General features: G+C 62.7%; 21 protein-coding genes. 12 read left to right on the top strand and 9 right to left on the bottom strand.

Features of this window, described 5'->3' with window-relative positions; translation table 11 throughout:
• Positions 1 to 277 precede the first annotated feature (277 nt).
• Positions 278 to 1,258 (bottom strand): hypothetical protein, encoded by a 981-nt coding sequence (locus ACTHNR_RS10245; protein ID WP_440547481.1) that lies wholly within the window; start codon positions 1,256 to 1,258, stop codon positions 278 to 280.
• Between the two features lie 588 nt (positions 1,259 to 1,846).
• Here ACTHNR_RS10245 and ACTHNR_RS10240 point away from each other — a divergent pair.
• Entirely contained in the window at positions 1,847 to 3,145 is a 1,299-nt protein-coding gene (locus ACTHNR_RS10240; protein WP_440547480.1) for a hypothetical protein, read from the top strand.
• Between the two features lie 326 nt (positions 3,146 to 3,471).
• Complete coding sequence (locus ACTHNR_RS10235; protein WP_440547479.1) at positions 3,472 to 4,365, top strand: type IV toxin-antitoxin system AbiEi family antitoxin domain-containing protein; 894 nt, start codon at positions 3,472 to 3,474, stop codon at positions 4,363 to 4,365.
• Here ACTHNR_RS10235 and ACTHNR_RS10230 read toward each other — a convergent pair.
• Positions 4,342 to 5,241, bottom strand: a complete 900-nt coding sequence (locus ACTHNR_RS10230) for a nucleotidyl transferase AbiEii/AbiGii toxin family protein (RefSeq protein ID WP_440547478.1) — start codon at positions 5,239 to 5,241, stop codon at positions 4,342 to 4,344. The genes ACTHNR_RS10235 and ACTHNR_RS10230 overlap by 24 nt on opposite strands.
• A gap of 213 nt (positions 5,242 to 5,454) precedes the next feature.
• Between ACTHNR_RS10230 and ACTHNR_RS10225 the strand changes: the two genes are divergently transcribed.
• Positions 5,455 to 6,342, top strand: a complete 888-nt coding sequence (locus ACTHNR_RS10225; RefSeq protein WP_440547477.1) for a TOBE domain-containing protein — start codon at positions 5,455 to 5,457, stop codon at positions 6,340 to 6,342.
• 56 nt (positions 6,343 to 6,398) lie between these two features.
• Here ACTHNR_RS10225 and ACTHNR_RS10220 read toward each other — a convergent pair whose 3' ends face one another.
• From ACTHNR_RS10220 to ACTHNR_RS10205, 4 genes are all read right to left on the bottom strand, one after another.
• Positions 6,399 to 7,106 (bottom strand): sulfate/molybdate ABC transporter ATP-binding protein, encoded by a 708-nt coding sequence (locus ACTHNR_RS10220; RefSeq protein ID WP_440547475.1) that lies wholly within the window; start codon positions 7,104 to 7,106, stop codon positions 6,399 to 6,401.
• Positions 7,107 to 7,126: 20 nt separating this feature from the next.
• On the bottom strand, positions 7,127 to 7,801 hold the full coding sequence (gene modB / locus ACTHNR_RS10215) for a molybdate ABC transporter permease subunit (RefSeq protein ID WP_440547474.1): 675 nt from the start codon (positions 7,799 to 7,801) through the stop codon (positions 7,127 to 7,129).
• 48 nt (positions 7,802 to 7,849) lie between these two features.
• Positions 7,850 to 8,647, bottom strand: coding sequence for a molybdate ABC transporter substrate-binding protein (modA, locus tag ACTHNR_RS10210; RefSeq protein ID WP_440547473.1), 798 nt, complete (start codon positions 8,645 to 8,647; stop codon positions 7,850 to 7,852).
• Between the two features lie 176 nt (positions 8,648 to 8,823).
• Entirely contained in the window at positions 8,824 to 9,519 is a 696-nt protein-coding gene (locus tag ACTHNR_RS10205) for a phosphatase PAP2 family protein (RefSeq protein ID WP_440547472.1), read from the bottom strand.
• Between the two features lie 269 nt (positions 9,520 to 9,788).
• Here ACTHNR_RS10205 and ACTHNR_RS10200 point away from each other — a divergent pair, with 269 nt between their 5' ends.
• Entirely contained in the window at positions 9,789 to 10,940 is a 1,152-nt protein-coding gene (locus ACTHNR_RS10200) for an extracellular catalytic domain type 1 short-chain-length polyhydroxyalkanoate depolymerase (RefSeq protein ID WP_440547471.1), read from the top strand.
• Positions 10,941 to 11,097: 157 nt separating this feature from the next.
• On the top strand, positions 11,098 to 11,274 hold the full coding sequence (locus tag ACTHNR_RS10195) for a DUF3563 family protein (RefSeq protein WP_440547470.1): 177 nt from the start codon (positions 11,098 to 11,100) through the stop codon (positions 11,272 to 11,274).
• 33 nt (positions 11,275 to 11,307) lie between these two features.
• Here ACTHNR_RS10195 and ACTHNR_RS10190 read toward each other — a convergent pair whose 3' ends face one another.
• The 3 genes from ACTHNR_RS10190 to ACTHNR_RS10180 form a co-directional block, all read right to left on the bottom strand.
• On the bottom strand, positions 11,308 to 12,114 hold the full coding sequence (locus tag ACTHNR_RS10190) for a BPSS1780 family membrane protein (RefSeq protein WP_440547469.1): 807 nt from the start codon (positions 12,112 to 12,114) through the stop codon (positions 11,308 to 11,310).
• Entirely contained in the window at positions 12,105 to 13,100 is a 996-nt protein-coding gene (locus ACTHNR_RS10185) for a homoserine kinase (protein ID WP_440547468.1), read from the bottom strand. The genes ACTHNR_RS10190 and ACTHNR_RS10185 overlap by 10 nt, the downstream gene beginning before the upstream one ends.
• 166 nt (positions 13,101 to 13,266) lie before the next feature.
• Complete coding sequence (locus ACTHNR_RS10180; protein WP_440547467.1) at positions 13,267 to 13,683, bottom strand: hypothetical protein; 417 nt, start codon at positions 13,681 to 13,683, stop codon at positions 13,267 to 13,269.
• Between the two features lie 166 nt (positions 13,684 to 13,849).
• On the opposite strand from ACTHNR_RS10180, the gene ACTHNR_RS10175 reads away from it, so the two are divergent.
• The 7 genes from ACTHNR_RS10175 to ACTHNR_RS10145 all read left to right on the top strand — a co-directional run bounded on the left by ACTHNR_RS10175 (position 13,850) and on the right by ACTHNR_RS10145 (position 23,676).
• Positions 13,850 to 15,376, top strand: a complete 1,527-nt coding sequence (locus ACTHNR_RS10175; RefSeq protein ID WP_440547466.1) for an AMP nucleosidase — start codon at positions 13,850 to 13,852, stop codon at positions 15,374 to 15,376.
• 148 nt (positions 15,377 to 15,524) lie between these two features.
• Positions 15,525 to 16,160, top strand: coding sequence for a carbonic anhydrase (locus ACTHNR_RS10170; protein ID WP_440547465.1), 636 nt, complete (start codon positions 15,525 to 15,527; stop codon positions 16,158 to 16,160).
• 89 nt (positions 16,161 to 16,249) lie between these two features.
• Positions 16,250 to 17,797, top strand: a complete 1,548-nt coding sequence (locus ACTHNR_RS10165; protein WP_440547464.1) for a SulP family inorganic anion transporter — start codon at positions 16,250 to 16,252, stop codon at positions 17,795 to 17,797.
• A gap of 141 nt (positions 17,798 to 17,938) precedes the next feature.
• Positions 17,939 to 19,288 (top strand): NYN domain-containing protein, encoded by a 1,350-nt coding sequence (locus tag ACTHNR_RS10160; protein ID WP_440547463.1) that lies wholly within the window; start codon positions 17,939 to 17,941, stop codon positions 19,286 to 19,288.
• A gap of 29 nt (positions 19,289 to 19,317) precedes the next feature.
• Positions 19,318 to 19,503 (top strand): hypothetical protein, encoded by a 186-nt coding sequence (locus ACTHNR_RS10155; protein WP_440547502.1) that lies wholly within the window; start codon positions 19,318 to 19,320, stop codon positions 19,501 to 19,503.
• A 193-nt stretch (positions 19,504 to 19,696) separates the two neighbouring features.
• Positions 19,697 to 22,264 carry a bifunctional lysylphosphatidylglycerol flippase/synthetase MprF gene (gene mprF / locus ACTHNR_RS10150; RefSeq protein ID WP_440547462.1) on the top strand — a complete coding sequence of 856 codons (2,568 nt, stop codon included), beginning with the start codon at positions 19,697 to 19,699 and terminating at the stop codon, positions 22,262 to 22,264.
• Between the two features lie 62 nt (positions 22,265 to 22,326).
• Positions 22,327 to 23,676 (top strand): AcvB/VirJ family lysyl-phosphatidylglycerol hydrolase, encoded by a 1,350-nt coding sequence (locus ACTHNR_RS10145; RefSeq protein WP_440547460.1) that lies wholly within the window; start codon positions 22,327 to 22,329, stop codon positions 23,674 to 23,676.
• Positions 23,677 to 23,773 lie beyond the last annotated feature (97 nt).

The following is a 23,773-nucleotide window of genomic DNA, read 5'->3' as shown; positions in this document are numbered from 1 at the left end:
TGCGCCCTCAAATCCAACATGAATTGGCTTCCAGCCGTCGGTAAATTCGTCAGCTAGCACTTAGTCTTCTAGATTCTCGATTATCTTGCCGAATATCTCGAACGAGCGGTTGTGGCCGCACTGCGCCATACGATGCAGTCGCACCGCGCCCGTGAGTGAGCAACGTCGGGGCGGGGCATTTCGACCGAAGCAGGCAGTCGAATTTCTTGAAATCGGACGCTGACGAGCCCGGCTTCACCTGGCATTCTGGATAAACCAGAATCGGTAAACGATGATTTTAGTGCGTCCAATTTTGAAGCACTACCTTCCCCGGGCTGGCAAGGCGAAAGGACTTTGACACTCCGTCGCCGCTGAACCGTAATATGGATTGACCAAACCGCGCCTGTCCATTCTGCGACCATTGATTTCCGATAGATCCGTAAAGCGCCGAATTGAGAGAATCTATCTTTCCGTCGGATGCAGTGATGTGCAATGCAACGCGTGAGAATGGATGCTCCTCGCCGAATGTGTACAGAGGCAACCGAGCTGCCGCAATTACTGTTTCAGCAAAGCGTGTTTTTTGTTCTCTTGGAGGGCCAACAATTTGCTTTGATGTGATATTGACGAATGTCGATAATTCGCGAGAACATTGCAGCACAAACACTAAGATCTCCCAAATTAATGTGGTCATAGAAAATATTTCTTGGTTCTGGTGGAAAATTTTGCTCGGGCCCACGGTTCCTTGAGCAACACCTTCAAAGAAATAACCGTGAAAGCAACCGTATTCTGTTCCGTGTAAGTATTCTTGAGTGTACGGTCGGATTCTGGACTGCTGGTGTTTGATTGCGTTCGCTGCGGCTGCGACGAAACGTTTGTGCGACTTGATGGAACTGTGTAGCTGCTTGTAGGCTGAACTCTTGTCTCTGAGCGTTTTAGATTTGAAAAATCCACTGGCGATCGAGTCGATGTCGTCTACATGCTCAGCGGCCGCGTAGAGCGCGAGTTCGACGTAATCGATGACTTCTTCCAAGAGATCGCTTACGCTTTCTAGAGACTGCAACGTGTGACCGGCGTCGAAATAGGTTTCGAGGCGATGGCACAGTCGAAGAACTTTGCTGCACACCCTCGCGATGGAAACGTTATAGATCCCGAGCGGCATACGCAAACCGATTTCGTGATGATGACATCGCTCCTCGGAGGTGAGGGCCAGCGGTGTGTGTGCGTCGAGGTTGGACCCTGAATTTTCTGCAATATCGACAACAAACGAGGGCTTACTCATTAGTGTGCGTTCGCGGTTGCATCGCCATTTGACGGATACGGATCGGTGGGCCGAAATTTACACGATGGAATTGATGGATTCAGTCGCGCGACTAATAATCGGCATTCATCGAACATCTCTAGGCCTCCGCGGAATCAGTATCGCACGCTTCGACTGGTGATCGCGCTCGACATGCCCGGGTTTCGGTAATCTGTTGGGCTCGGCTGTGCGCAGGAACTGTCGGCGATGCGGATCGACCGCCCCTAGCCGAACTCGGAAATTCCCTCCGGCTAGCAAGCATATCGGCAGTACCCGCACGGGCATGTAATCCGCGGCGATCACGTTTCCGTCATCGGCGAAGAGAAGCCGGATTGGGTCCGGATTCGCTACGCGCGTGCGGGGAGGGCGCCGCTGGAAGCCTGGATGAAGCGACAGGACATCGTAAGCGCGGATTAACCGCACCTGAAATCGGAGCCCGAACAAGCACAGGCTCGTGTCCCAATACAACATCCCGCCATCCCCGAATCCCCCCCGAACTGTGGCACTATCCGCGCACGGCGCCATTCAATAAGAGCGCGCGCAACAACACCTACCTGACGGGGACTCGGTATGTCTGTGAAAATCTTGCAATGCGGATATATGTCCGGAGACACGTATGCCGCAGCTGCCTTACTGGCAGCCGACACAACGGCCCATATCATTCTGGTCAAGGATACGAGGGCCACGGGCCAGTACGCGGATAAAACCGGCCTGATTCAAAAGATCTACGGCGAAAGCGGCGTGATGGGGCGCGTTCATCTGCTCGATATTACGTCCGGCCCGCTGCGCGTGAACGATCTATGGCAAAACTACAAAGAAGCCTACGCGAACCATATGGTGGCGCCGGTGCGCGGTCCCACCACCCCGAGCAAGCTGTATTACGGCCAGATACCAAACGGCTGGCCGCGGTCGATCACGGCGGTCACCGGGTTGCTCGCGAAGCAGTGGAAGGACGACCCAGATGGGACGAGCGCCGCTATCGCCACTGCGTGGAAGGTCGGAAAACTGCCCACCGAGCAAAAATTTGCTTTGTATGGGTACATGGGCCGCAAGTTTCAGAAAAACAATTTCGACATCAAGCCCAACATCATCGTGTTATGGAGCCGACAAAGCGGCAAGCGCGGCGGTGCGCACCCCGAACTCGATTCGAGCTATGAGGGCATTCGCCAACTCACGCGAGCGTTCCTCAAATGCGGCAAGCCTGTGACGGTATTGCTGGCCGGCGACGAGCGCAGCGACAAGCTGAACAACTTCGCGAACCTGCCTGGCATGGACAACGTGATCAGCGTATCGGACATGTGGGAAGACCCGGTTTGGAAAGAGCATTTCGGCGACGCCAAATTTCTCGCGCAATTTGCTTTTTATAAGTATCTGGCGGAGGAATACAACGTCATCCACATCGGCATGCGCAGCGGGATGCTCGAATCGATGGCGCTGCTCGGCATGAAGACTTTCTATCTCGAAGGCGCCAGTTCCGGCTCGTCGGGCCGGATGGTGGGGTTCACCACTGCAGGCATTACCTATTCCCGAATCGTCATTGGCAATGCGCCAGGCATTACGGGCCGGATTTCCGAGCAACGCAAGCTCTATACAACAGAAGTCCTGAACCAGCGGATCGAGGAGCGAGCCCTCGTTCATTGGAATCGCGGTGGCTTCTGGGACCTGTTCGGTGATTCGGATTGGTCGAGTTGGGCGGCAACCAGTTATGGCAAGGCCGATCTGCTCAGGCAGCCACTTCGAGATTCCTCGTATTACGATACGGATCAATGGTCTGCATTGTCGGAGGATATGGCTAGCCTGCGCGGCTTTACCGCCCAAGACATGATCAACATTTTCGACGCAGTCGGACCGGAGCTTAAAGACGCTTGAGCCTGCGTTTCGATAGCCTTTCGATATCCATTAAGGCAGCGCGGCAGCCGGGCCATGCAGCCTCGGCGCACTTGCCGGTCGCCGGCCGATGTCAGCCGACGAGCAGTATGTTTGGATCAACTTCGATTTGAAGCGCTACGCAGCATTTATGCTGCGTAGCGTAGCACACCCTCTCCCATAGATCAACGGTCGGCGTGGCGTCAGGCCGGGAAGTCAATCTTGATTTCAGGCGAAGTCTTATGTATGCTACGCAGCACGAGTGCTGCGTAGCACCACAATAACTGATCCGCAAAGCCAAAGTTGAAGAATGAGCCTACAGCACGCCTATGAATCGGTCACGAATTCAGATCGCGAAAGCGGACATCGTCAAATGCTTCGATGCACTTCCCGAGCCTGTCCTCAAGCTCAAAGAAATCCGGGCGATTCTCGCTAACCATCGCGCCTTTTGGCGTCTCGCGCGAAGCACGACCGCAGAGCATCTCATCGATTTTCTGAAAGCCCACGCTAAGCTTCGCGAGATTGAATTCCCGTTTCCGCAGCGTACGGAGCGATGCTACGTCTGGGGCGACGTTCCGTTGCTCAGCATCCTCCTGTCCCTCAGGGACAACCTCTACCTAAGTCACTACAGCGCGATGCAGCTGCATGGATTGACCGAGCAGTCGCCTACGACGATTTACATGACTGAAGAGCGCAGCAGCGGCAGCACTCATCAACACCCGCGGGGTAAGCTCGATCAGTCCGAGATCGATCAAGCATTCCATGGAGCTCCGAGGATCTCGCACAACTGGGTCGAGCACGAGGGAAAAAAGATCTACCTGTTGAACGGTTCGCATACCGAGCATCTGGGGGTTGTCACCGAGCGTGTTACCGATACCGGAGGCCAGGAACTCCTCGTGCGCACCACTGATGTGGAGCGCACCCTCATCGATATCACGGTGAGACCCATCTACGCCGGCGGCGTCTTCGAAGTGGCGAAAGCCTTCGAGTTGGCGAAAGGTCGTGTTTCAATCAACAAGCTAGTCGCGATGCTGCGCAAACTCGACTTCACCTACCCGTATCATCAGGCCATCGGATACTACTTGGAGCAGGCCGGGTACAAGCCAAGCCAGCTTGCCCTGGTCCGACGTGTGCCCATCGAACAGGATTTCTATCTTGCCCACGAGATGGGCGAGACCCGCTACATCGAAGCGTGGCGCCTATTTGTCCCAAGTGGGTTTTAGGCGGTCAACGAGCTCGACGACGTAGTTGAAGTAAAAGTCAAATTCCTTGAGATCGAAATCTGGCGAGACCGTGTCGGCCACGCTCGAGAAGCCGGCTCGATGAAGCTCGTAGGAACGACGGATCTGCCCGAGGAGCGCTAGCGGTACCTTCTTCACGTCGAACATCGCCGTCAGAGTTCGCTGCATCTGTTCGCCTGTGAGATCCAAATCGAGCGCTTTTGTAAGCACCAGAATATCCACGAAGTCCTTGGGGCGTGCGCTACCCGCCCGATCCCGCTTGATGATCGGGCCGTATTCCGGCATCTGCTGACAGATGGCCCGAAGCTTTTCGCAGACGATCATAAGCGGCGAGTAAACGTAGATGACCGTGCCCTCGAACTCGACGTCCTGCTTGTCCTCAACGTACTCGAACCGGCTGATGTCCATGAGAAATTTGGTTCCCTGCCCGAGGTTGATCGCAAGCCTGCGTAGCTTCTCAAGGTCGTCGCAGTGCGCAACGTAAGCTTGCGCCGTTGCTAGCTTGAACTCGACGGCATAACCACCCCAGAAGTCCTTCATGTCCGCGGTGATGGCCTTGGGTCTCTCCATCATTCTCAAGTCGAAAACCTCGAAGCCGTTGGCGCGGAACGTGTCGGAAAGCGTCTTCTCGATACGTGTCCGCACGCTGTCCAGTTCGTCGTCGAAATCCTGCTTTAACGAGAAATCGAGGTCGACCGATGCCCTGGCGCTGATCTGATGAACGAGTGCCATTGCATTTCCGCCCTTCAACACCAGTAGTTCCAGAAGCTCGTCGTCGGAGAACATGGCTATGACAGCCAGAATCTTGATTCTGTTTAAAAGATCCGGCCCTTGCGATGCTGCTTTGGGTTTGTGCATTCCGTGCCAATAAGTCGCTAGTCGTGAGTCGCGCGCCACGGTAGCACGGCGGACAAAGCGACACGGTGACGGTGCTCGAGGCCCGTGAAATGGGGGGATGAGGCGACGAAATGTATGGGGACAATTTCGGGATGTTGATGAAACCCATCCGCCTATAATCGGTACCGTGCCCCCAACGCGCACCGCCGCCCTCTCCGAACCCCGACGACCCTCATGCCCGAGCGCTCCCCACCCCCGGTTCCCTCCCACGCCAACAGCCCCACCGTCCCCGTCGAACTAGGCGGCTCGCTTTGGCTACGCGCGGGACAAGAAACCCTCGGCGGCGCATCGCGCATTGCGCTCTTGGCCGCGATCCGCGACACAGGCTCGATCACCTCGGCCGCGAAATCGGTCGGCATCAGCTACAAAGCCGCATGGGGCGCCGTCGACGCGATGAACAACTTAGCCGGCGAAGCGCTCGTCATGCGATCGGTGGGCGGCAAGGGCGGCGGCGGTACCACCGTGACGCCGCGCGGGCGGCGCCTGATCGAAACATTCCACGCGGTCGAACGCGAGCATCGCAAGTTCATCGAACGCGCGAGCGCGGCCATCGAGCATTTCGCGGGCGACTGGGCCTTGATTGGGAGAATCGGCATGAAAACGAGCGCGCGCAATCAGCTCTATGGAACGGTATCGGCCGTGACGCGAGGCAGCGTCAACGACGAGGTGTCGCTTGCGTTGCCGGGCGGACAGACGATAGTCGCGGTGCTGACGCATGAAAGCACCGAAACGCTGGGCCTCGTGGTCGGCTCTCCGGCGTTCGCGCTCGTGAAGGCATCCTGGGTGATGCTCATGGCTGACGAGGCCGACGCCGGGCAGCCACTGCGCCTTTCCGCTCGCAATCAGTTGCGCGGTGTCGTTTCGCAGGTGACGCGCGGCGCTGTCAACGCCGAGGTGTCGATGACGCTCGATGGCGCAACGCCCGGCGTGCCCGACCCCAACGCAACGGTGGTCACGGCAATCGTCACGAATGAAAGTGTGGATGCGCTGGGGCTCGCCGCCGGCAAGCGAGCGATCGCTGTGTTCAAGGCATCGAGCGTGATACTGGGCACGGCCGATTAAACAGCGCGTAAGCAACAAGGGCCTTCCGCCGGCATCGACCTTCCATCGACGAACCGTCAACGCGACGCGTTTCGCGCCGAGAGCCCTTCATAGTGTTCGCCTTCCTGCACGCTGCCTTGATCGAGCTGGACGACTTGATCGCCGAACACGGCGACGTCCGCTTCATCGTGCGTGATAAGAACCATCGGGATATCGAGCCGCGCCAGCAGATCGGATAGCTCACGCCGCATCCTTTCGCGCATGCCTGCATCGAGCGCGGCGAACGGCTCGTCCAACAGCAAGATGCGCGGCTCGGACACCAACGCACGCGCAAGTGCGACGCGCTGCTTCTGTCCACCCGAGAGCTGGGCCGGGTAGCTTCCGGCGACTGCTGTCAAATCGAACGCATCGAGCCAGTAATCGACCTCTCGAGCCATGTCACGAGCCCGCGGATTCATCCACCCGCGCCTCAGCGCGAAGCCGGCGTTTTGCCGCACGTTCAAGTGCGGAAACAACGCATAGTCCTGAAACAAGTAACCCGCCCGGCGCGCGCGCGTCGGCACGTCGATGCCGCGCGATGCGTCGAACAGAGGCTCGCCGCCGAGCGTAATCGCACCCGCATCAGGCTTGAGCAGCCCAGCCACTGCTTGCAGCGTCAGTGTCTTGCCCGCCCCGGACGGGCCGAACAAGACGATGCGCTGGCAACTGCCGGTGAACGAAACGTTGAGTTCGAAGCGGCGTTCGCGCGTGACGAGCGTCTTGCGAATGTCGACGGTCAGCGTCATGGTCCGCTCCTCGTCCTCATCTAGCGCGACGTCAGCAGCGAGTGCTGCGGCACGAGCCGCCCGGCCACGAGCAGCACGATGACGCACACGACGGACGTGACGATCACGAGCAGATTGGCGGTGTGGTCGTCGCCCGCCTGCACGGCCGAGTACACCGCAACCGATAGCGTCTGCGTGCGCCCCGGCAAGTTGCCGGCGATCATCAGCGTGGCGCCGAATTCACCCAACGCGCGCGCGAAGGCGAGCAGGGCCCCGGCCACGATGCCGCGCATCGCGAGCGGCAGCGTCACGCGGAAGAAGACGGCAGTCTCACCCATGCCGAGCGTACGAGCCGCATGCTCGAATTGCGGATCGACCGATTCGAATGCGGAGCGCGCCGATTTGAGGACGAGCGGGAACGCCGCGATCATCGCCGCGATAACGGCGCCTTGCCAGGTAAATACAAGGCGAACGCCGAACGTATCGAGCCAAGCGCCGATCGGCCCGCGCCGCCCGAGCAGAACGAGCAAGTAGTACCCAAGAACAGTCGGCGGCATGACGAGCGGCAGCGTGAGCAGGGCGTCGACGACATCGCGCAAGCTCGATCGCCACCGCGCGAGCGCGAGCGCCGCCGCGACACCCAGAATGATGTCGAGCGCGGTCGCCCAGCCGGCGACTTTCAGCGAGAGTGCGAGAGGGATCCAAGCGTCTTGCACGGCGTGTCCGATCGGTCAGTCGCTATTCGATGGTCGATAGTCGATGGGTCAATGTTCCGCCGGCGGCCTGAAGCCGTACTTGGCGAGGATCGCCTGGCCGTCCGGCGAGCGGACGAAGTCCGCGAACGCAGCTGCCTCGGCCGGGCGCGCGCTGCCTTTTACAAGCGCGATCGAATACGTGACGGGTGTGGGCGTGGGAACGGTGGCCGCCACCTTAACCGCCTTTGGCATGAGTGCCGCATCGGTGCCGAAGACGAAGCCTGCTTCCGCCTCGCCGCGTGCGACGTAGTCGAGGCTTTCGCGCACATTGCTCGCGAGCACGGCCTTCCCGTTGGCGATGTCCCATGCGCCTTCGCGCTCGAGCGCAGCCTTGGCGTATCGGCCGGCAGGCACCGAGGCGGGATTGCCGAGCGCCACATGCTTCACTTGCGGCTTGGCGAGCGTCTCGCGTACCGAGGGCCCGGTCAGCGTGCTGTCGGCCGGCACGATCATGACGAGCGAGTTTGCGGCGAAATCGTGGCGCGTATCGGGTACGACGGCCTTGGCTTCGACCGCTTTGTCCATCGCGGCTTCGTCGGCCGATGCAAAGGCGTCGGCCGGCGCGCCGTTGACGATTTGCCGCAGCAGTACGTCGGACGCGCCGAAATTAAGCACGATTTTGGTGTTCGGGTGTGTTTTCTCGAAGGCTGTCGCTACGCCACGAAACGCGTTCGTCAGGCTGGCGGCGGCCGACACGACGAGCTCGTCGGCGTGCGCGGCGCTTTGCATGGAGAAGGCGGCGACCGCGGAGGCGCACAGTGCAACCGTGCGGATTTTGCGGCGGGCGGCGAGCAGTCGAGCGGTCATGGGCGGAGCAGCAGGATCAAAGACCACATCGTAATATACCCAGGGTAATAGCGCATCACCCAATAAGGACCGTATCGCCGCGCCTATACGCAGGCTAGCCCGCGGCTCCAGGGCCTAAAAGAAAGAGAAAGCGCGAAGATGAGAGCAGATCGCCTGCCGTTGGCGGCGAAACACCATCAGGCGAACGCGGAGGGCAGTGCCGCGCTCCGGCCGGACGGGGCGACAGGCACCCGGTGGGGCGCGTCGTGCCCCACGCGCCAGCGCGCCCGGATAAAGGGGCGGTCACGGCCCGACAAATGCAAGGCGATGTGCGTGACCCAGTATTGCGTGGGCACGCGCACGTCGTGCAACGCCACGGCCAGCATCAACAGGCTGACGGCCACGGGTACGACGGACAACTTGCCCGGCTTCGTATCCCACGCCCGCCAGACGAACAGGATGGCCGCGAGCGCACCCACTACGCAGCCCGCCACGGCTTCCGAGGGTGAATGCGCGCTCAAGACGACGCGCGACAAGCCGACAGCCAAGCCCGCGGCGAGCCCACACGCCACGCCCGCGATACGCACCATAGGCCGAGCGGGAAGTAGGGCCAGAAAGAATGCGACTGGATAGACGGCCGTGGAAAGCATGGCGTGACCGCTCACGCCGGTGAAATCCCACTCCCGTACGCCGATGCCCCAGCCGAGGAAGGCGATTTTCGTCAGGGTAACGATGCCTGCAGCCGCGCCGACGATGGCCAGCCAGCCGGCGGCCAAGCGCCACGAGTAACCGAGGGCGAGCCACAACGCGATCGCAACCGCGAGCGGCAACGTCAAGCCCGCGCCGCCGAGGCGCGTAATCGAGAACCAGAGGTGAAGAGGTAAATCGTGCATGTCTGACGTCCGCCGGGCGGAACCACCGCGCGGCTCCTATCTGTGTAACGCGTGAGCCGTCCCAAATGACGACACGCTAGAAGGGAACGGACAGTATAACCAGGCGCGGCGGATGCCGCCGCCCCGTCGGGTGCGTTGACAGACGAAGCCGGCGCGCCAAATGCTGAAACCCGCTCCCGAGCGCTGCTGACCGAAGAGGGTATATTGTGCATTGCGTCATAAATCTGTGCCGCAGTGTAGATTTGTCCCCTTTTAGCGAGCCACGTCCGATGACCAAAAGCCTGACGAAATTCTGGCTGCAGGGCCTCAAACGCTGGATGACGACCATACCTGTCGGACAAGCCCAGGACCTGCCGCAAGCGAAGAAAAAGCGCCGCACCCGAAAGGCCGCGGCCGGCGCCGGTGCGACCCGGCGCGCTCCCGAGCGCGATGGGCGCGTCGCCCGCGAGACGCGGGAGTCTCGCGTTCGCCCGCGCGCGGGCGCCTGGACGAAAGGAGATTGGACGCGCTCCTATCACTCCGCGCCGCCGTTGCCGGGGCGCCTCGTCAATCATTTGTCGTACGGTTTGTACATCCCGCCGACGGCCAAACCCGGGCCGATGCCGCTCGTCGTCATGCTGCACGGCTGCAAACAGACGATCGACGAGTTCGCGCTGGGCACGCGCATGAATCTGGTGGCCGATGCAAATGGGTTCGCTGTGGTCTACCCCGAACAGTCGAAGCATGCGCACGCGCACCGATGTTGGAATTGGTATGACGATAGAGAAACGGCCGGGCTGGGCGAGGCGCGCGCGGTCGTCTCGCTCGTCGATTCGCTGATCGCCCATCGCGGCATCGATCCCGAGCGTATTTACTTGGCGGGGCTCTCGGCGGGCGCGGGCTTGGCCTCTCTGCTCGCCCTGCACTACCCGGATCGATTCGCGGCCGTGGCGCTGCACTCGGCGCCCGCCATAGGCGAGGCGCATTCGGGCATGACCGCGATGGATGTGATGCGTCGCGGCGCCCGGCGCGATCCGATCGCGCTTGTCGACGCGATGGTCGATGCAGCCGCCTACCCGGGGATGCCGGCGATCATCGTCCATGGCGATGCCGACCACGTCGTGGCCCCGAAAAACGCCGAGCAATTGAGCCTCGCGTTCTTGCGGCTCAATGGCTTTGTCGATCAGGCGGGCGGCTGGGTGACAGGCTCGGTGCGCGAGAGTCGAGAGGGCGCGGCCGAGATCCACGACTATCTAATGGGCAGCCGGTGCGTGGTCCGGCTATGCCGGGTGTCCGACCTGGGCCATGCCTGGGCGGGCGGCGACGAGGCGGTTCCCTTCCACGCGGCGCATGGGCCCGACGCGAGCAGCATGATCTGGGCGTTCATGCGCGAGCAACGCCGCCGTTTGCCGACAGCGGCGCGCCGCGCGGCCGCACGTTAGGGCCGTCATCACCGGCGTCAGCGTTCTCACGGCACGGCGAAGGCTTTGATGCAAAAAAGCGACACCCGAACAATGCACTAGCGCATCCCTAGGGTTTTCCCTATAATTCGGGTTATCGCTTAGGTGTTAACACCTATTACTTGCACGAGGCCACATCATGTTCCTGCTTAGCCGCTTGTTCCTTCTTTTGACCGAAACCGCCGAAGCCCGCCAAAAGGCTCGCCAAGACGCGTATCTGGCCGAAGCCACCGATCTGTACGATCTCGAATTCCGTATGCGCAAGCTCGACCGCGAAGCGGCGGTTGTGCAGCCGTCCTGGCAAGTGGCGCGCTAAGCGTCCGGCCAACCGGGCCAAGCCCGGCGTCACTCAGACGCTCGGTTTGTCCTGCGCATCGGCGCCGTTAGGCGCTTGCAGGCCGTAGCAGCCGCGGTACGTGGCGTAGAACGAGCAGTACAGCATCGTGGTGAGCGTCATCGATGCCGGAAACAGCACGGTGTACGCGTACTGGCGTGCGTCGAGCGCGTCCATCAGCAGCGAGAGCGCCGTCGATACGACGATTGCCGTGGCGATCCACAGCACGCCGTAGACGATGAACGCGCCGCGATTGCGCCAGCACGTCACGAGGCTGAAGAACATCGCCTTGATGGGCGGCACGTCATGCCATGCCGCCAGCACGGGCGCGAACCAGAACAGCATCGCCACGGGCACGTAGCAGGCGAACGCCACGAGCCCCGCCATCAGCAGCGAGCCGCCCGGCAGTGAGTCGGGCGAAATGGGCTGATTGCCCATCATCAGCTTGAACAGCACGCCGCCGTCGGCCAGCGCCGAGCCGGCGAAGACGAGCGCGACCGCCGCTACATACATCCCACCCAGTTCAAGCAGCCGTACGGCCGCCGTTGCGCCGTAGGATCGAAACCCGTCCACCAGCATGGTCGGAAATACAAGTTTGCCGGCCACCGTATCGCGGCATGCGGCCATGAACCCCGCCGCCACGCCCGGAATCAGCACGAGCGGCAGCACGGCCCCGATCAGCGGAATCATCGAAAGCGCGAACATCGCCAGCAAGTACGTGACGAAGATCGCCAGGAACCCGAGCGGGTTGCGGCGGAACAGCCAAATGCCTTGCCGGTACCAGACGTAGCCGGTCTTAGCGGAAACTTCGGTTAGTTGCATGAACTTGACGCACTCAAAGGCGCGACGCCGGCTAGGCGCTCGCGCAAGATGCGTTCGAAATGAGTAGGGTCATGCGGCTTGAGCATCTCAGCCGCGCGGGGCAAGTAAAAGTCGTACAGGCGCGATACCCAGAACCGATAGGCGCCCGCACGCAGCATGTCGGGCCAATGACGCATTTCCTCGGGCGTGAAGGGGCGCACGGTTTGGTAGGCGCGCAGCAATGCGTCGGCGCGCGATGCATCGAGCTTGCCCGTGGCGAGATCGACGCACCAGTCATTGACGGTTACGGCCACGTCGAACAGCCACTTGTCGCAGCCGGCGAAATAGAAATCGAAGAAGCCGCCCAGGCGCACCGTATGGCCCGTGCCGGGCTCCGCCGGAGCAAACAGCACGTTGTCGCGGAAAAGATCGCAGTGGCAGGGGCCGCTCGGCAGCGCCGCGTAATCGCTCGAAGCGAAGAACGCGGTTTGGTGCGCGAGTTCGGCCGTGAGCAACGCGCGTTGCGGCTCGGTCAAGTACGGCAATACGTGCGGCACCGTCTCCTGCCACCACGCCAAACTACGTAGATTCGGCAGATAGGGGTCGAAGTCGCGCCCGGCCAGATGCATGCGCGCCAGCATCTGACCCACCTCGGCGCAGTGCTCGGCACCGGGGGCGAGCTGCGCCGCGCCGGGCAGCTTGGTCACGATGGCGGCGGGCTTGCCGTGCAGGAGGCCGAACAGGGCGCCGTCATGGCGCGGGACGGGGTCGGGCACGGGCACCCGATGCTGCGCGAGATGGCGCATGAGTTCGAGATAGAACGGCAACTGCTCGGCCGTCAGTTTCTCGAAGATCGTGAGCACATACGCGCCGCGCGTCGTCGTCAGGAAGAAGTTGCTGTTTTCGATACCCGAGGGGATGCCACGGAAATCGACGACTTCGCCCAGGTCGTAATGGCGCATCCACTGCGCGAGATCGGTTTCGTTGACGACGGTAAAGACAGCCATGCGTGCGAGGGGCTTCGGATGCGATTGTGGTGGAGAACCGGCATGCGCGACACGGGCGCGTACTTCGCCGCCGCGCCGCCGATCGTTGGGTCGACGGTTGCGTACGCGAGCGAGGCGAATCGAGCGCTATGCCGGTATCGGGATTGGTATCGGTGTCGGTATCGGATCAGTAGTGCAGGTTGATCGACGGCAGGCGCGTGCTCGGCTGGCCGCTGCTGTGGACCTTCGGCGAAATATCGGGCGACGCGCTCATTTGGTAGTGCGTGCCGAAGTTCGAGCGAACGTCGATCTCGACCGGCTTGCCGCGATCGCGGAATTCGGTGATTTCGGTGCCGTTGGCGCTTTTCTCGTAGAAGCTCGGCTTGCGCGGGACGTCGTTGATGTCCACCTTCGACGTGACTTCCGCCGCCGGACGGTTGATCTGGGTGAGATCGGGCAGGCCCGCGGCTTCGTTGGCGGCGCGCTGGGCGTCGCGCGCCTGCGCGTCGTCGGCCGGCGCGGCCGCCAGTGCGAGACGCGGCGCAGCGGCGAGACTCGCGACGGCTAGCGCCGCGCTGAGGACGGCGGAAATGTACGGCTTCATGGTGGCTCTCCGGAGAATCCTTCAATTCTAGCAAATGCCACCCGCGAGGCGGTGCGCAACGCGTCGCGCACGAGCGTGCGGCGGGGCGCACGCGCTCGCGTTCGCTCGAGGGCCGTATGACGATGCTTCGTGGTAATGTCGTTGCAACGAACGAGGCAAAATTAAGATGAAAAACGACCTGACGCAGCATGCGCGCGCCATGCACCCGACCGATTTCCCCACCGAGGCGTTCACGGATGCCGCCGATGCCGTCGTGCGTCTGTCGGAAATCTACGAAGCCAACGCCGCTTTCCTGCGCGATGCATTCGCGCGCTATCGTCGCAACGAGCCGTTCCACGAACGCGTGCGGGCTTGCTATCCGTTCGTGCGTCTGCGCACCGAGGTCAACACCCACGTCGATTCGCGTCGCTCGTACGGATTCGTCGCGGGTCCGGGGGTATTCGAGACGACGGTGACGCGTCCCGATCTATTCGGCAACTACTATCGCGAACAACTGCGCCTGCTCGCAAAGAACCATCATGTCGGCATCGAGGTGGGTGTCTCGCAACAGCCGATCCCGATTCACTTCGCTTTCGCCGAAGGCATTCACCTCGAGGGCGACCTGGGGCGCGACCGCTTGATGGCGATGCGCGACGTGTTCGATACGCCGGATCTGGCGGCGCTCGACGATCGCATCGTCAACGGCACCTATGAGCCCCTTCCGGGCGAGCCGCTTCCGCTCGCGCTGTTCACCGCGCCGCGTGTCGATTTTTCGCTGCATCGTCTCAAGCACTACACGGCGACCTCGCCGACGCATTTCCAGAACTATGTGCTGTATACGAACTATCAGTTCTATATCGACGAGTTCACGAAGCTCGGCCGCCAACTGATGTCGCATACGGACGACGAGGAGCTGCGCGCGTATCGCAGCGAGTACACGTCGTTCGTCGAGCCGGGCGATGTCGTCACCTACAACGCCAATCTCGGCGAGCAGCCCGACGAGGGCACGGCGCCCGCGCGGCTGCCGCAAATGCCCGCGTATCATTTGAAGCGCGCCGACGGCAGCGGCATCACGATGATCAATATCGGCGTGGGCCCGTCGAACGCGAAGACGATCACCGATCACATCGCCGTGCTGCGCCCGCACGCGTGGGTCATGCTCGGCCACTGCGCGGGGCTGCGCAATACGCAGCGGCTAGGCGATTACGTGCTGGCGCACGGCTATGTCCGCGAAGATCACGTGCTCGACGCCGATCTGCCGCTCTGGGTGCCGATTCCCGCGCTGGCCGAGGTGCAAGTGGCGTTGGAGAGGGCGGTGGCGCAGGTCACGCGGCTTGAAGGCGCGGAACTGAAGCGCGTCATGCGCACGGGCACCGTGGCGAGCGTCGACAATCGCAACTGGGAGCTGCGCGATCACCGGGAGCCGGTGCAGCGGCTCTCGCAAAGCCGAGCCATTGCGCTCGACATGGAAAGCGCGACGATCGCCGCGAACGGCTTTCGTTTTCGCGTGCCCTACGGGACGCTCCTGTGCGTGTCGGACAAGCCGCTGCACGGGGAGCTCAAGCTGCCGGGCATGGCCGATCAGTTCTATCGCGCGCAGGTCGATCAGCATCTGCAGATCGGCGTCAAGGCGATGGAGCTGCTGCGCATGAACGGCCTAGACCGGTTGCATAGCCGCAAGCTGCGCAGTTTTGCCGAAGTGGCGTTCCAGTAAAGGACGCGCTCGTGCCGCCGGTGACGCCGAGGTATTTTTTTTCCAATTTTTTTCGGATTCGTCTGATTGTAAGCTGTTCGTAATGCGCGTTGCCTGCCTTTGAAAGGAAGGGCGCCGCATCCGAACTGACTTTTGCAGGAGGACGTTGATGAATCACGCGAAGCGCCTGTTGCTTGCCAACCGTGCATGGTCGCAAGAGGTGTCGGCACGGGATCCGGGCTTTTTCGAGCGGCTTTCACGCGGACAGCAGCCTCGTATTCTTTGGATCGGCTGCTCAGATAGCCGCGTGCCCGCCGAGCGCATCACGAACGCGCAGCCGGGCGAGCTGTTCGTTCATCGGAACATCGCCAATCTCTACACGTCGGATGACGGCAATACGTCGAGCGTCATCGAATATGCGCTGCACGCGCTGCACGTCGAGCACATCGTGATCTGCGGGCACCACCATTGCGGCGGGGTGCGCGCCGCGCTCTGCGAGCCTTCCGATGCGCTGCCCGCGGTCAATCGGCGGATCGCCGGCCTGCGCGATCTCGCGTATCGGCACCGCCCAGCGTTGGACGCCATCGAGGATCTCGACGCACGTGTCGATCGATTAGTTGAACTAAATGTCATCGAGCAGGTACGGCTGCTGCGGGAATCGCCGATCGTGCGTGCGGCGCGGCATCGCCCTACCGTGCATGGCTGGGTATTCGGCCTTCGCGAAGGGCTGCTCACCTCGCTGACCGATTTCGGGGAAAGCGGCGCGCGTGCCCGCTCGCCTACGCCCTTGCGCAACGCGGCTTAGCCCGCTTCGTCGTCATCCCCATCGATTCTTCGCCGTCCACGCGTGGCGCGTTCGGCGCCTCGTTTTTCATCGTTCGTCTCCCCAAGACCATGGATATCCCTTCGGATTCACGTTTTTCGACGTTGCGCAGCGACGTGCTCGCCGGCATCGTCGTGTTCTTGGTTGCATTGCCGTTGTGCCTCGGAATCGCCACCGCGTCGGGCGTCGATCCGTTCGCGGGCCTCGTGTCGGGCATCGTCGGCGGGCTCGTCGTCGCGCTGCTGAGCGGATCGCACCTGAGCGTGAGCGGCCCGGCGGCCGGGCTTGTCGTCATCGTCGTATCGGCCATCGCCTCGCTCGGCAGCTTCTCCGCCTTTCTCGCGGCTGTGCTGATCGCCGGTGTGCTGCAAGTCGGCTTCGGGCTGTTGCGCGCGGGACGCGTGGCGAGCTTCGTGCCGGCTGCCGTCATCAAAGGCATGCTGGCCTCGATCGGGTTGATCCTGATCTTCAAGCAGATCCCGCTGGGAGCAGGGCTGATCGCCGGGGGCGACGCCAAGGTCGCCCATGCCGCCGCGATCTCGACGCCCTTCGGCGATCTTTTGCCGACCTCGCTCGTCTTGTGCGCGGTATCGGTGGCCATGTTGTTCGCGTGGGAAACGCCGCAAGCCAAGCGTTTTGCCTTCGTGCGCGCGGTGCCGGGGCCGCTGGCCGCCGTGGCGCTCGGTATCGGGGCGACCTTGCTGCTCGATTGGCTCGCGCCGTCGCTCGTGACGCCGGCCGAGCATCGGGTATCGCTCGTCTCGCTCGATTCGTTCGGCGCGCTCGTCGGCGCTATCTCGATGCCCGACTTCACGCAGCTGGTCGATCCGGACGTCTGGCGCGTGGGGATGACGCTGGCGATCGTGGCCAGTTTGGAGACGCTGTTGAGCCTCGAAGCGCTCGAACAAATCGATCCGAAGCGGCGACGCGTGTCGCCCGATCGCGAGCTGAAGGCGCAAGGCGCGGGCAACGTGGTTGCGGCGCTGCTCGGCGGGCTGCCGCTGACGGCCGTCATCGTGCGTAGCTCGGCGAACGTGCATGCGGGCGCGCAGACGCGCATGTCGGCCGTGATTCACGGCATGTTGCTGCTCGCGAGCATTTTCGTGCTGACGGCAGTGCTGAATCTGATCCCGCTCGCCAGCCTGGCGGCCATTCTGATCCAGACCGGCTACAAGCTGGCCAAGCCTAAGTTGTTCATAGAACTGGCGCGTGAAGGCGCGGATCGGTTCGTGCCGTTCGTGGCGACGATCGCCGGCGTGCTGGCTACCGATCTGCTGATCGGCATCGGCATCGGGATCGTGACGAGCGCGCTTTTCGCCATGCGGGGAAGCTTGTCGCGCACGTTCACGCTGACGCGCCACGACGACTACTTCCTGCTGGCGCTGCGCAAAGACGCGACGTTTTTCTCGAAGCCGTCGCTCGTGCACTGCCTGGCGCAAATTCCCGAGCGATCGACGGTGCTGATCGACGCCGAGCGCGCCGATTTCATCGACGGCGACGTGCGCGAGGCGATCGATGCCTTCGTACGCGAAGCGCCGCGCAGGCATATTACGGTGGAGCGGCTGCGCTGGCCCGAACCTTCGACGGCCTTGCTGCCCATGACATCGCTCGCGAAGTAAAAGTTTGGCAAATTTTCGCCGCGGCCGGTCGGTTGATACGCGCATTCCCGCGTTTCGCCGCCGGCTTGTCCGCTCGACCGGCTATCATGTGCGCAATTCCAATATCAACGAACCCTTGCGCCCGATCGGCTGGAGAGATTTATGGCTTCCCCTCAAGATAGCGTCAGCATGGCGCTGTTCTGCGACTTCGAGAACGTCGCGCTAGGCGTGCGCGATGCGAAGTTCGAGAAGTTCGATATCAAGCCCGTGCTCGAGCGGCTCTTGCTCAAAGGCAGCATCGTCGTCAAGAAGGCCTATTGCGACTGGGATCGCTACAAGGGATTCAAGGCGTCGATGCACGAGGCGAGCTTCGAACTCATCGAAATCCCGCACGTGCGGCAATCGGGCAAGAATTCGGCGGACATTCGGCTCGTCGTCGATGCGCTCGATCTTTGCTACACCAAGTCGCACGTCGATACGTTCGTCATCATCAGCGGCGATTCCGATTTTTCCCCGCTCGTCTCGAAGCTGCGCGAGAACGCGAAGAAGGTGATCGGCGTCGGTGTGAAGAACTCGACGTCCGACCTGCTCGTCGCCAATTGCGACGAATTCATTTTCTACGACGACCTCGTGCGCGAGCAGCAGCGTGCGGCCGCCAAGCGCGAAACGCGCGAAGCGAGCGCGGCGGCGAAACGCGCGTCCGACGAAGATAAGCAGCCGAAGGCGGAGATGGAATCGCGCAAGGCGAAGGCCATCGCCATTGCCGTCGAAACGTTCGACGCGCTCGCCTCGGAACGCGGCGAAAGCGGCAAGATCTGGGCCTCGGTGCTCAAGAGCGCCATCAAGCGGCGCAAACCCGATTTCAGCGAGTCGTACTACGGCTTCCGCGCGTTCGGCAATTTGCTCGACGAAGCGCAAGCGCGGGGCCTCTTGGAGGTGGGGCGCGACGACAAGTCGGGTGCGTTCGTTTATCGGCCCAGCTCCACCGCGGCGTCGGACTTGCCGAAGCACGCCGGGCCAACCCCGGCGGCCCACGTGCCGGCCGCCGAGAATGGCGGATCGGCAGAAACGGCCGCCGGCAAAGGCCGCAAGAAGAGCAAGGGGCCCCGCAAGCAAGGGCGCGAACAGGCGCCGGGCGTGGCGATCGATGCTCCGATGGAGGCGGCCCCGGTTGTCGAAATGCCTGCCGGAGAGCCCGCAGTGTCGACCGAGGTAGAGGACGCAGGCGTAGGCGGGGAACCGGTGGTCGAGGCGCACGAGCAAGCCGCCGAGTCGGCGCCCGTCAAGACGTCCAAGCCGCGCCGCGCACGCAAAACCGCCGCGAAGAAGCCCGAATCGGCGCGCGGTCACGCCACCGAAGCGGTCGTGGAAGCGTCGGCGCCGGCTCAGCCGCCGGCAGAGCCGGCAGCCGCGCCGACAACGGCCTCGAAGCGCGCCAAAACGCCGCGCAAGTCGCCTGCACGCGCGGGCCGTACACGCAAGGCCGCACCGCAAGATACCGGCGGACGATAATCGATTGAACGAGCAGTAGGAGAATGACCGTGTTTACCTGTAGAAATCAAAGCTGCCAAGCGCAGTGGCAGCCGTCCGACGTCGTCATCAAGAATGAAGGCCAGGGCCTGCTGTTCCGTTGTCCGATGTGCGGCGCGCGCAATTACGTCGAAAAGTTCGAAACCGAAGACGGCACGGTCGTTTACGAACAAGTAGAAGGCAGGCCGTTCCTTTAGTCCCCTTTTAATTCCCCGGCCGACCCCGGGTTTGTCCCGGTCAACCGAATCGCCTTTCGCCCGTTGTAATCAATCACAAGTTGCTATATCGCTCGACGAGCCGCCCGCGTGGCGCTCGTCGCTATTGCCCGCGACGTCGGCAGTTGGCAAGACCGGCGACGGGAAAAGGGTTGGACGTAATGGGGACCGCAGTGTGAAGGCTTTGGCCGCGTTGTTCGCGAAGTTGCGGCGTATCGATTTCAAGCGTTTGGTGCCGCCCGCCCTCGCGCTCGTCATCAGCGTTTTGCTGCTGCTGGCGCTGCAAAGAATCTCGCAGGGCGTCAATTACCATTCGGTCTGCCGGCGTCTGTTCGATATCGCGCCGGGCCGATGGGTAGCCGCGCTCGCCGCCACGGCGGCGAGCTTCGTCGCGCTCGTCGCGCGCGACGAGATCGGCTTGCGCCACGTTCAAGCCAAGGTGTCGCGCCCGTTGCTGTGGATCGGCGCGACGGCCGCCTCGGCGCTCGGCAACATCGCCGGCTTCGGCGCGTTGACGGGCGGCGCGGTGCGCTGTCGCGTCTATGGCGCGGCCGGGGTCACGCCATCTCAAGTCGGCCGTCTCACGGTGTTCACGAGCGTTTCGCTCGTGTTGGCGCTGGTGCTCGTCAGTGCGTTGGGCGCGCTCTGGGATACCGCTTTACTGGCGACCATGCTGCATGTGTCGCCGGGCGGGCTGCGCGTCGGCAGTTTGCTCGTCCTTGCCTCGTTGGCGGCGGCCGTTGCCTGCTGCGGCCCGAGCACGAAGCGGATCGAAACGCGTTGGCGCAGGATCGCGATCGACATTCCGGGCAGGGCGGACCTGGTGGCGCAAATCATCTTCGGCGTGGTCGACGTCGTTGGTGCGGGGGCCGCCCTGTGGGCGTTCCTGCCGGGCGCGCATGCCGGCTTCGTCAGTTTCCTGGCGGTGTACAGCGCTTCGTTGCTGCTCGGCATTTTGGGCCATACCCCGGGCGGTGTCGGCGTATTCGAATCGGTCATGGTGTTCGCGTTGCGCGGCGATGTCACGGCGCCTGCGCTCGTCGCCGGTTTGCTCGCCTATCGCGCCGTGTATTTCGGCATTCCGCTCGTACTGTCTGCAGCCGTCCTAGCCGGTTACGAAGGCAGGGCGCTGCGCGCTCGCTTGCCGCTCGGCCGTGTGGCCCGCATCGGCCGCATCGCGCCGCTGTTTCTCTGCCTCATCACATTCGTCACGGGTTCGATGCTGATCGTATCGAGCGCGACGCCGGCGTTGGCGCACCGGCTGGCCGTGTTGCGTCAGCTCGTGCCGCTGTGGGCGCTCGAAGGCTCGCAGCTTGTGAGCGGCGTCGTGGGCGTGTGCCTGCTGTTCGTTGCGCGCGGCCTGCTGCGCAGGCTCGATGCCGCCTGGTGGCTCACCGTCGCGCTGACGGCCGTGAGCCTCTTGCTGTCGGTCCTCAAGGGGCTGGCGTTCGTCGAAGCGGGCATCCTCGCCACGCTGCTCGTGCTGTTGATCGTCACGCGCCGCCATTTCAGCCGGCGCGCCGCGTTGTTCGCCGAGCCCTTCACGGGCGGCTGGCTGATTTCGGTCGCCATCGTGCTGATGTGCGCAATGTGGGTGATGTTCTTCGCCTATCGCAACGTCCCGTATCAGAACGATCTCTGGTGGCAGTTCGCATTCGATGAGCGCGCGTCGCGTTCGCTGCGCGCGATGCTCGCGTCCGGCCTCTTCGCGACGGTGTTCGCGCTGTGGCAATTGCTGCGTCCGGCGGCCGGCCGTTTCGTGCACCCCAGTTCGGAGGATCTGACCGATGCGGTGCAGATCATTCGCGCGCAAGAGCGCAGCGACGCCGGGCTTGCGATGATGGGCGACAAGAGCTTTTTGTTTTCCGATTCTCGGCATGCCTTCTTGATGTACGCGAAGCATGGGCGCACCTGGGCTGCGCTGCACGATCCGGTGGGGCCGCGCGAAGAATGGGATCAACTGATCCGCAAATTCGTGATGCTCGCGCACGCGCATGGCGGGCGTGCCGCGTTCTATCAAGTGCGCGCCGATTCGCTGCCGCTTTATCTGGATTCGGGTTTGACGCTCATGAAGCTGGGCGAAGAGGCGCGCCTCGCGCTCGACGGCTTCGACATGAGCGGGCCGAAGCGCGCCGCATTGCGCTACTCGCTGCGTCGCGCCGAGCGCGACGGCTGCACGACCGAAGTGATCGACGCAGCCTCGATATCGGCCTATATCGACGTGTTGCGCGGCATTTCCGACAGTTGGCTCGAGAGCCGGGCCGCACGAGAAAAGAGTTTCTCGGTGGCCGCGTTCAGCGAGGCGTATCTGGCCGCGCAGTCGGTCATGCTAGTGCGGCAAAACGGCGTGCCGGTGGCGTTCACGACGTTCATGACGACGGACCTGAACGTCGAGGCGACGGTCGGCGTCATGCGCCACGTGGCGGATGCGTCGCCGTATGTCATGGACTATCTCTTCGTGCAGCTCGCGCTGCATCTGAAGAGCGCGGGCTATCGCTCTCTGAGTCTCGGCGTGGCGCCGTTCTCGGGTGTGCAATCGACGCCGCTCGGCTCGCCGCTTCATCAATTGGGATCGATGGTGTGGCGATTCGGCGGACGCTTCTACAACTTCCAAGGCCTTCGTGCATTCAAGGGCAAGTTTCAGCCCGGCTGGGAGCCCCGCTATCTCGCGGTATCCGGCTGGGCCAGTGCGCTCCTGACGTTGGTGGATCTTTCAATTCTGGCGGGCGGGCGCCGTTCATGAAATTTCGTGTGGCATTAAGCAAAGCCAAATGGGTTGCGGTTTTGGCCGGGGCGTCGTTGTGCATGGCCGCGCACGCAGCCGAATCGCGCGTATCGGGCGGACGTTATGGCGACGTGACGGTTCAATGGCCGCAAGGCGAGATGCGGGCCTTCGTCGTGCTGTTTTCCGCGGGCAAGGGATGGACCGATGCCGATGAGCAAGCCGCGCGGGCGTTGGCCAAGGAAGGCGCGCTGACCGTCGGCGTCGACACGGGACGCTATGCGGCGAATCTCGCGGCGACGGGGCAAGCCTGCCGACACCTTGACGGCGACGCCGAAGCGGTCAGCCATCAACTCGAGCGTCAACTGAAATCGGACCGGTATTTCGCGCCGATCATGGCGGGCTCGGGGCAAGGGGGCACGCTCGCGCTGCATGTGCTGGCGCAAGCGCCGGCCAATACGATCGCGGGCGCCGTGGCCATCGATGCGCAAGCGAAGCTGAGCGGCGATTTTCGGCAGTGTCCGCCGGACCCGACCGTCAGCCGAGGCAGCGTGCTGCCCGGGTTCGTGGAGACCGGCGTGACGCAGCATAGCGCCGTCGCCGCCCTGCAGCAGGCCGAGCGTTCAGCAGTGAAAGAAGGCGCCGACGCACCGGGCTTTCACTTCGACAAGGACGCGAACCGCTTGATGGCGCCGCTGCTGGCGAAGCCGCCCCGCCTGTTCGCCGCGACGACGACTCGGGCCGACCAACTGACGGCGCTGATTCGGCCGCATCTGCAGGCCGATACGGGCAGCGAGCAGGATGTTTCCGATCTGCCGCTCATCGAATTGCCGGCAGCCCATTCGAAGGGGATGCTCGCCATCGTCATGTCGGGCGACGGCGGCTGGCGCGACCTCGATAAAACGATCGGCGAGCAGTTGCAGAAGGACGGCGTATCGGTGGTGGGCTGGGACAGCTTGCGCTACTTCTGGAGCGAGAAGACGCCGGAGCAAGTCAGCCGCGATCTGGCGCGCGTGCTGCGCGTGTACGGCGCGCGATGGCACGCCGATTCGTTCGCGTTGATCGGCTACTCGTTCGGCGCGGACGTCATGCCGTTCGCGTACAACCGCTTGCCCGCGGCCGTGCGCGAGAAGGTTTCGATCGTCTCGCTGCTCGGCTTTGCGAAGGCCGCCGATTTTCAGGTGCGTGTGACCGGCTGGCTCGGCATGCCGCCGAGCGAGAATGCGTTGCAGGCGAAGCCTGAAGTCGATCGACTGCCGGCGGGACTCGTCCAATGTTTCTACGGCGAGGACGAAGAAGACACGCTGTGTCCCGCGCTGGCCGCCACGCGCGAAGTCATCCGCACGCCGGGCGGGCATCACTTCGGCGGTGGATATGACGCACTCGAAAAGCAAATCCTGACCGGCTGGGAGAAGCGCGCCGCGCGCCGTTGATGGCGCCGCACATGTATCGCGTTTCGCATACGCGATGCAGAGTTCCATCAAAAGTAGAAGGCAAACCTTAGCGCCGAATTTTGACGATCGCGTGCGT

The organism is Trinickia sp. (assembly GCF_051954495.1).
In the GTDB taxonomy this organism is placed as follows: Bacteria; Pseudomonadota; Gammaproteobacteria; order Burkholderiales; family Burkholderiaceae; genus Trinickia.
Note: the sequence above shows the minus strand (reverse complement) of the source record. Positions and strands in the feature narration are given on the sequence as shown.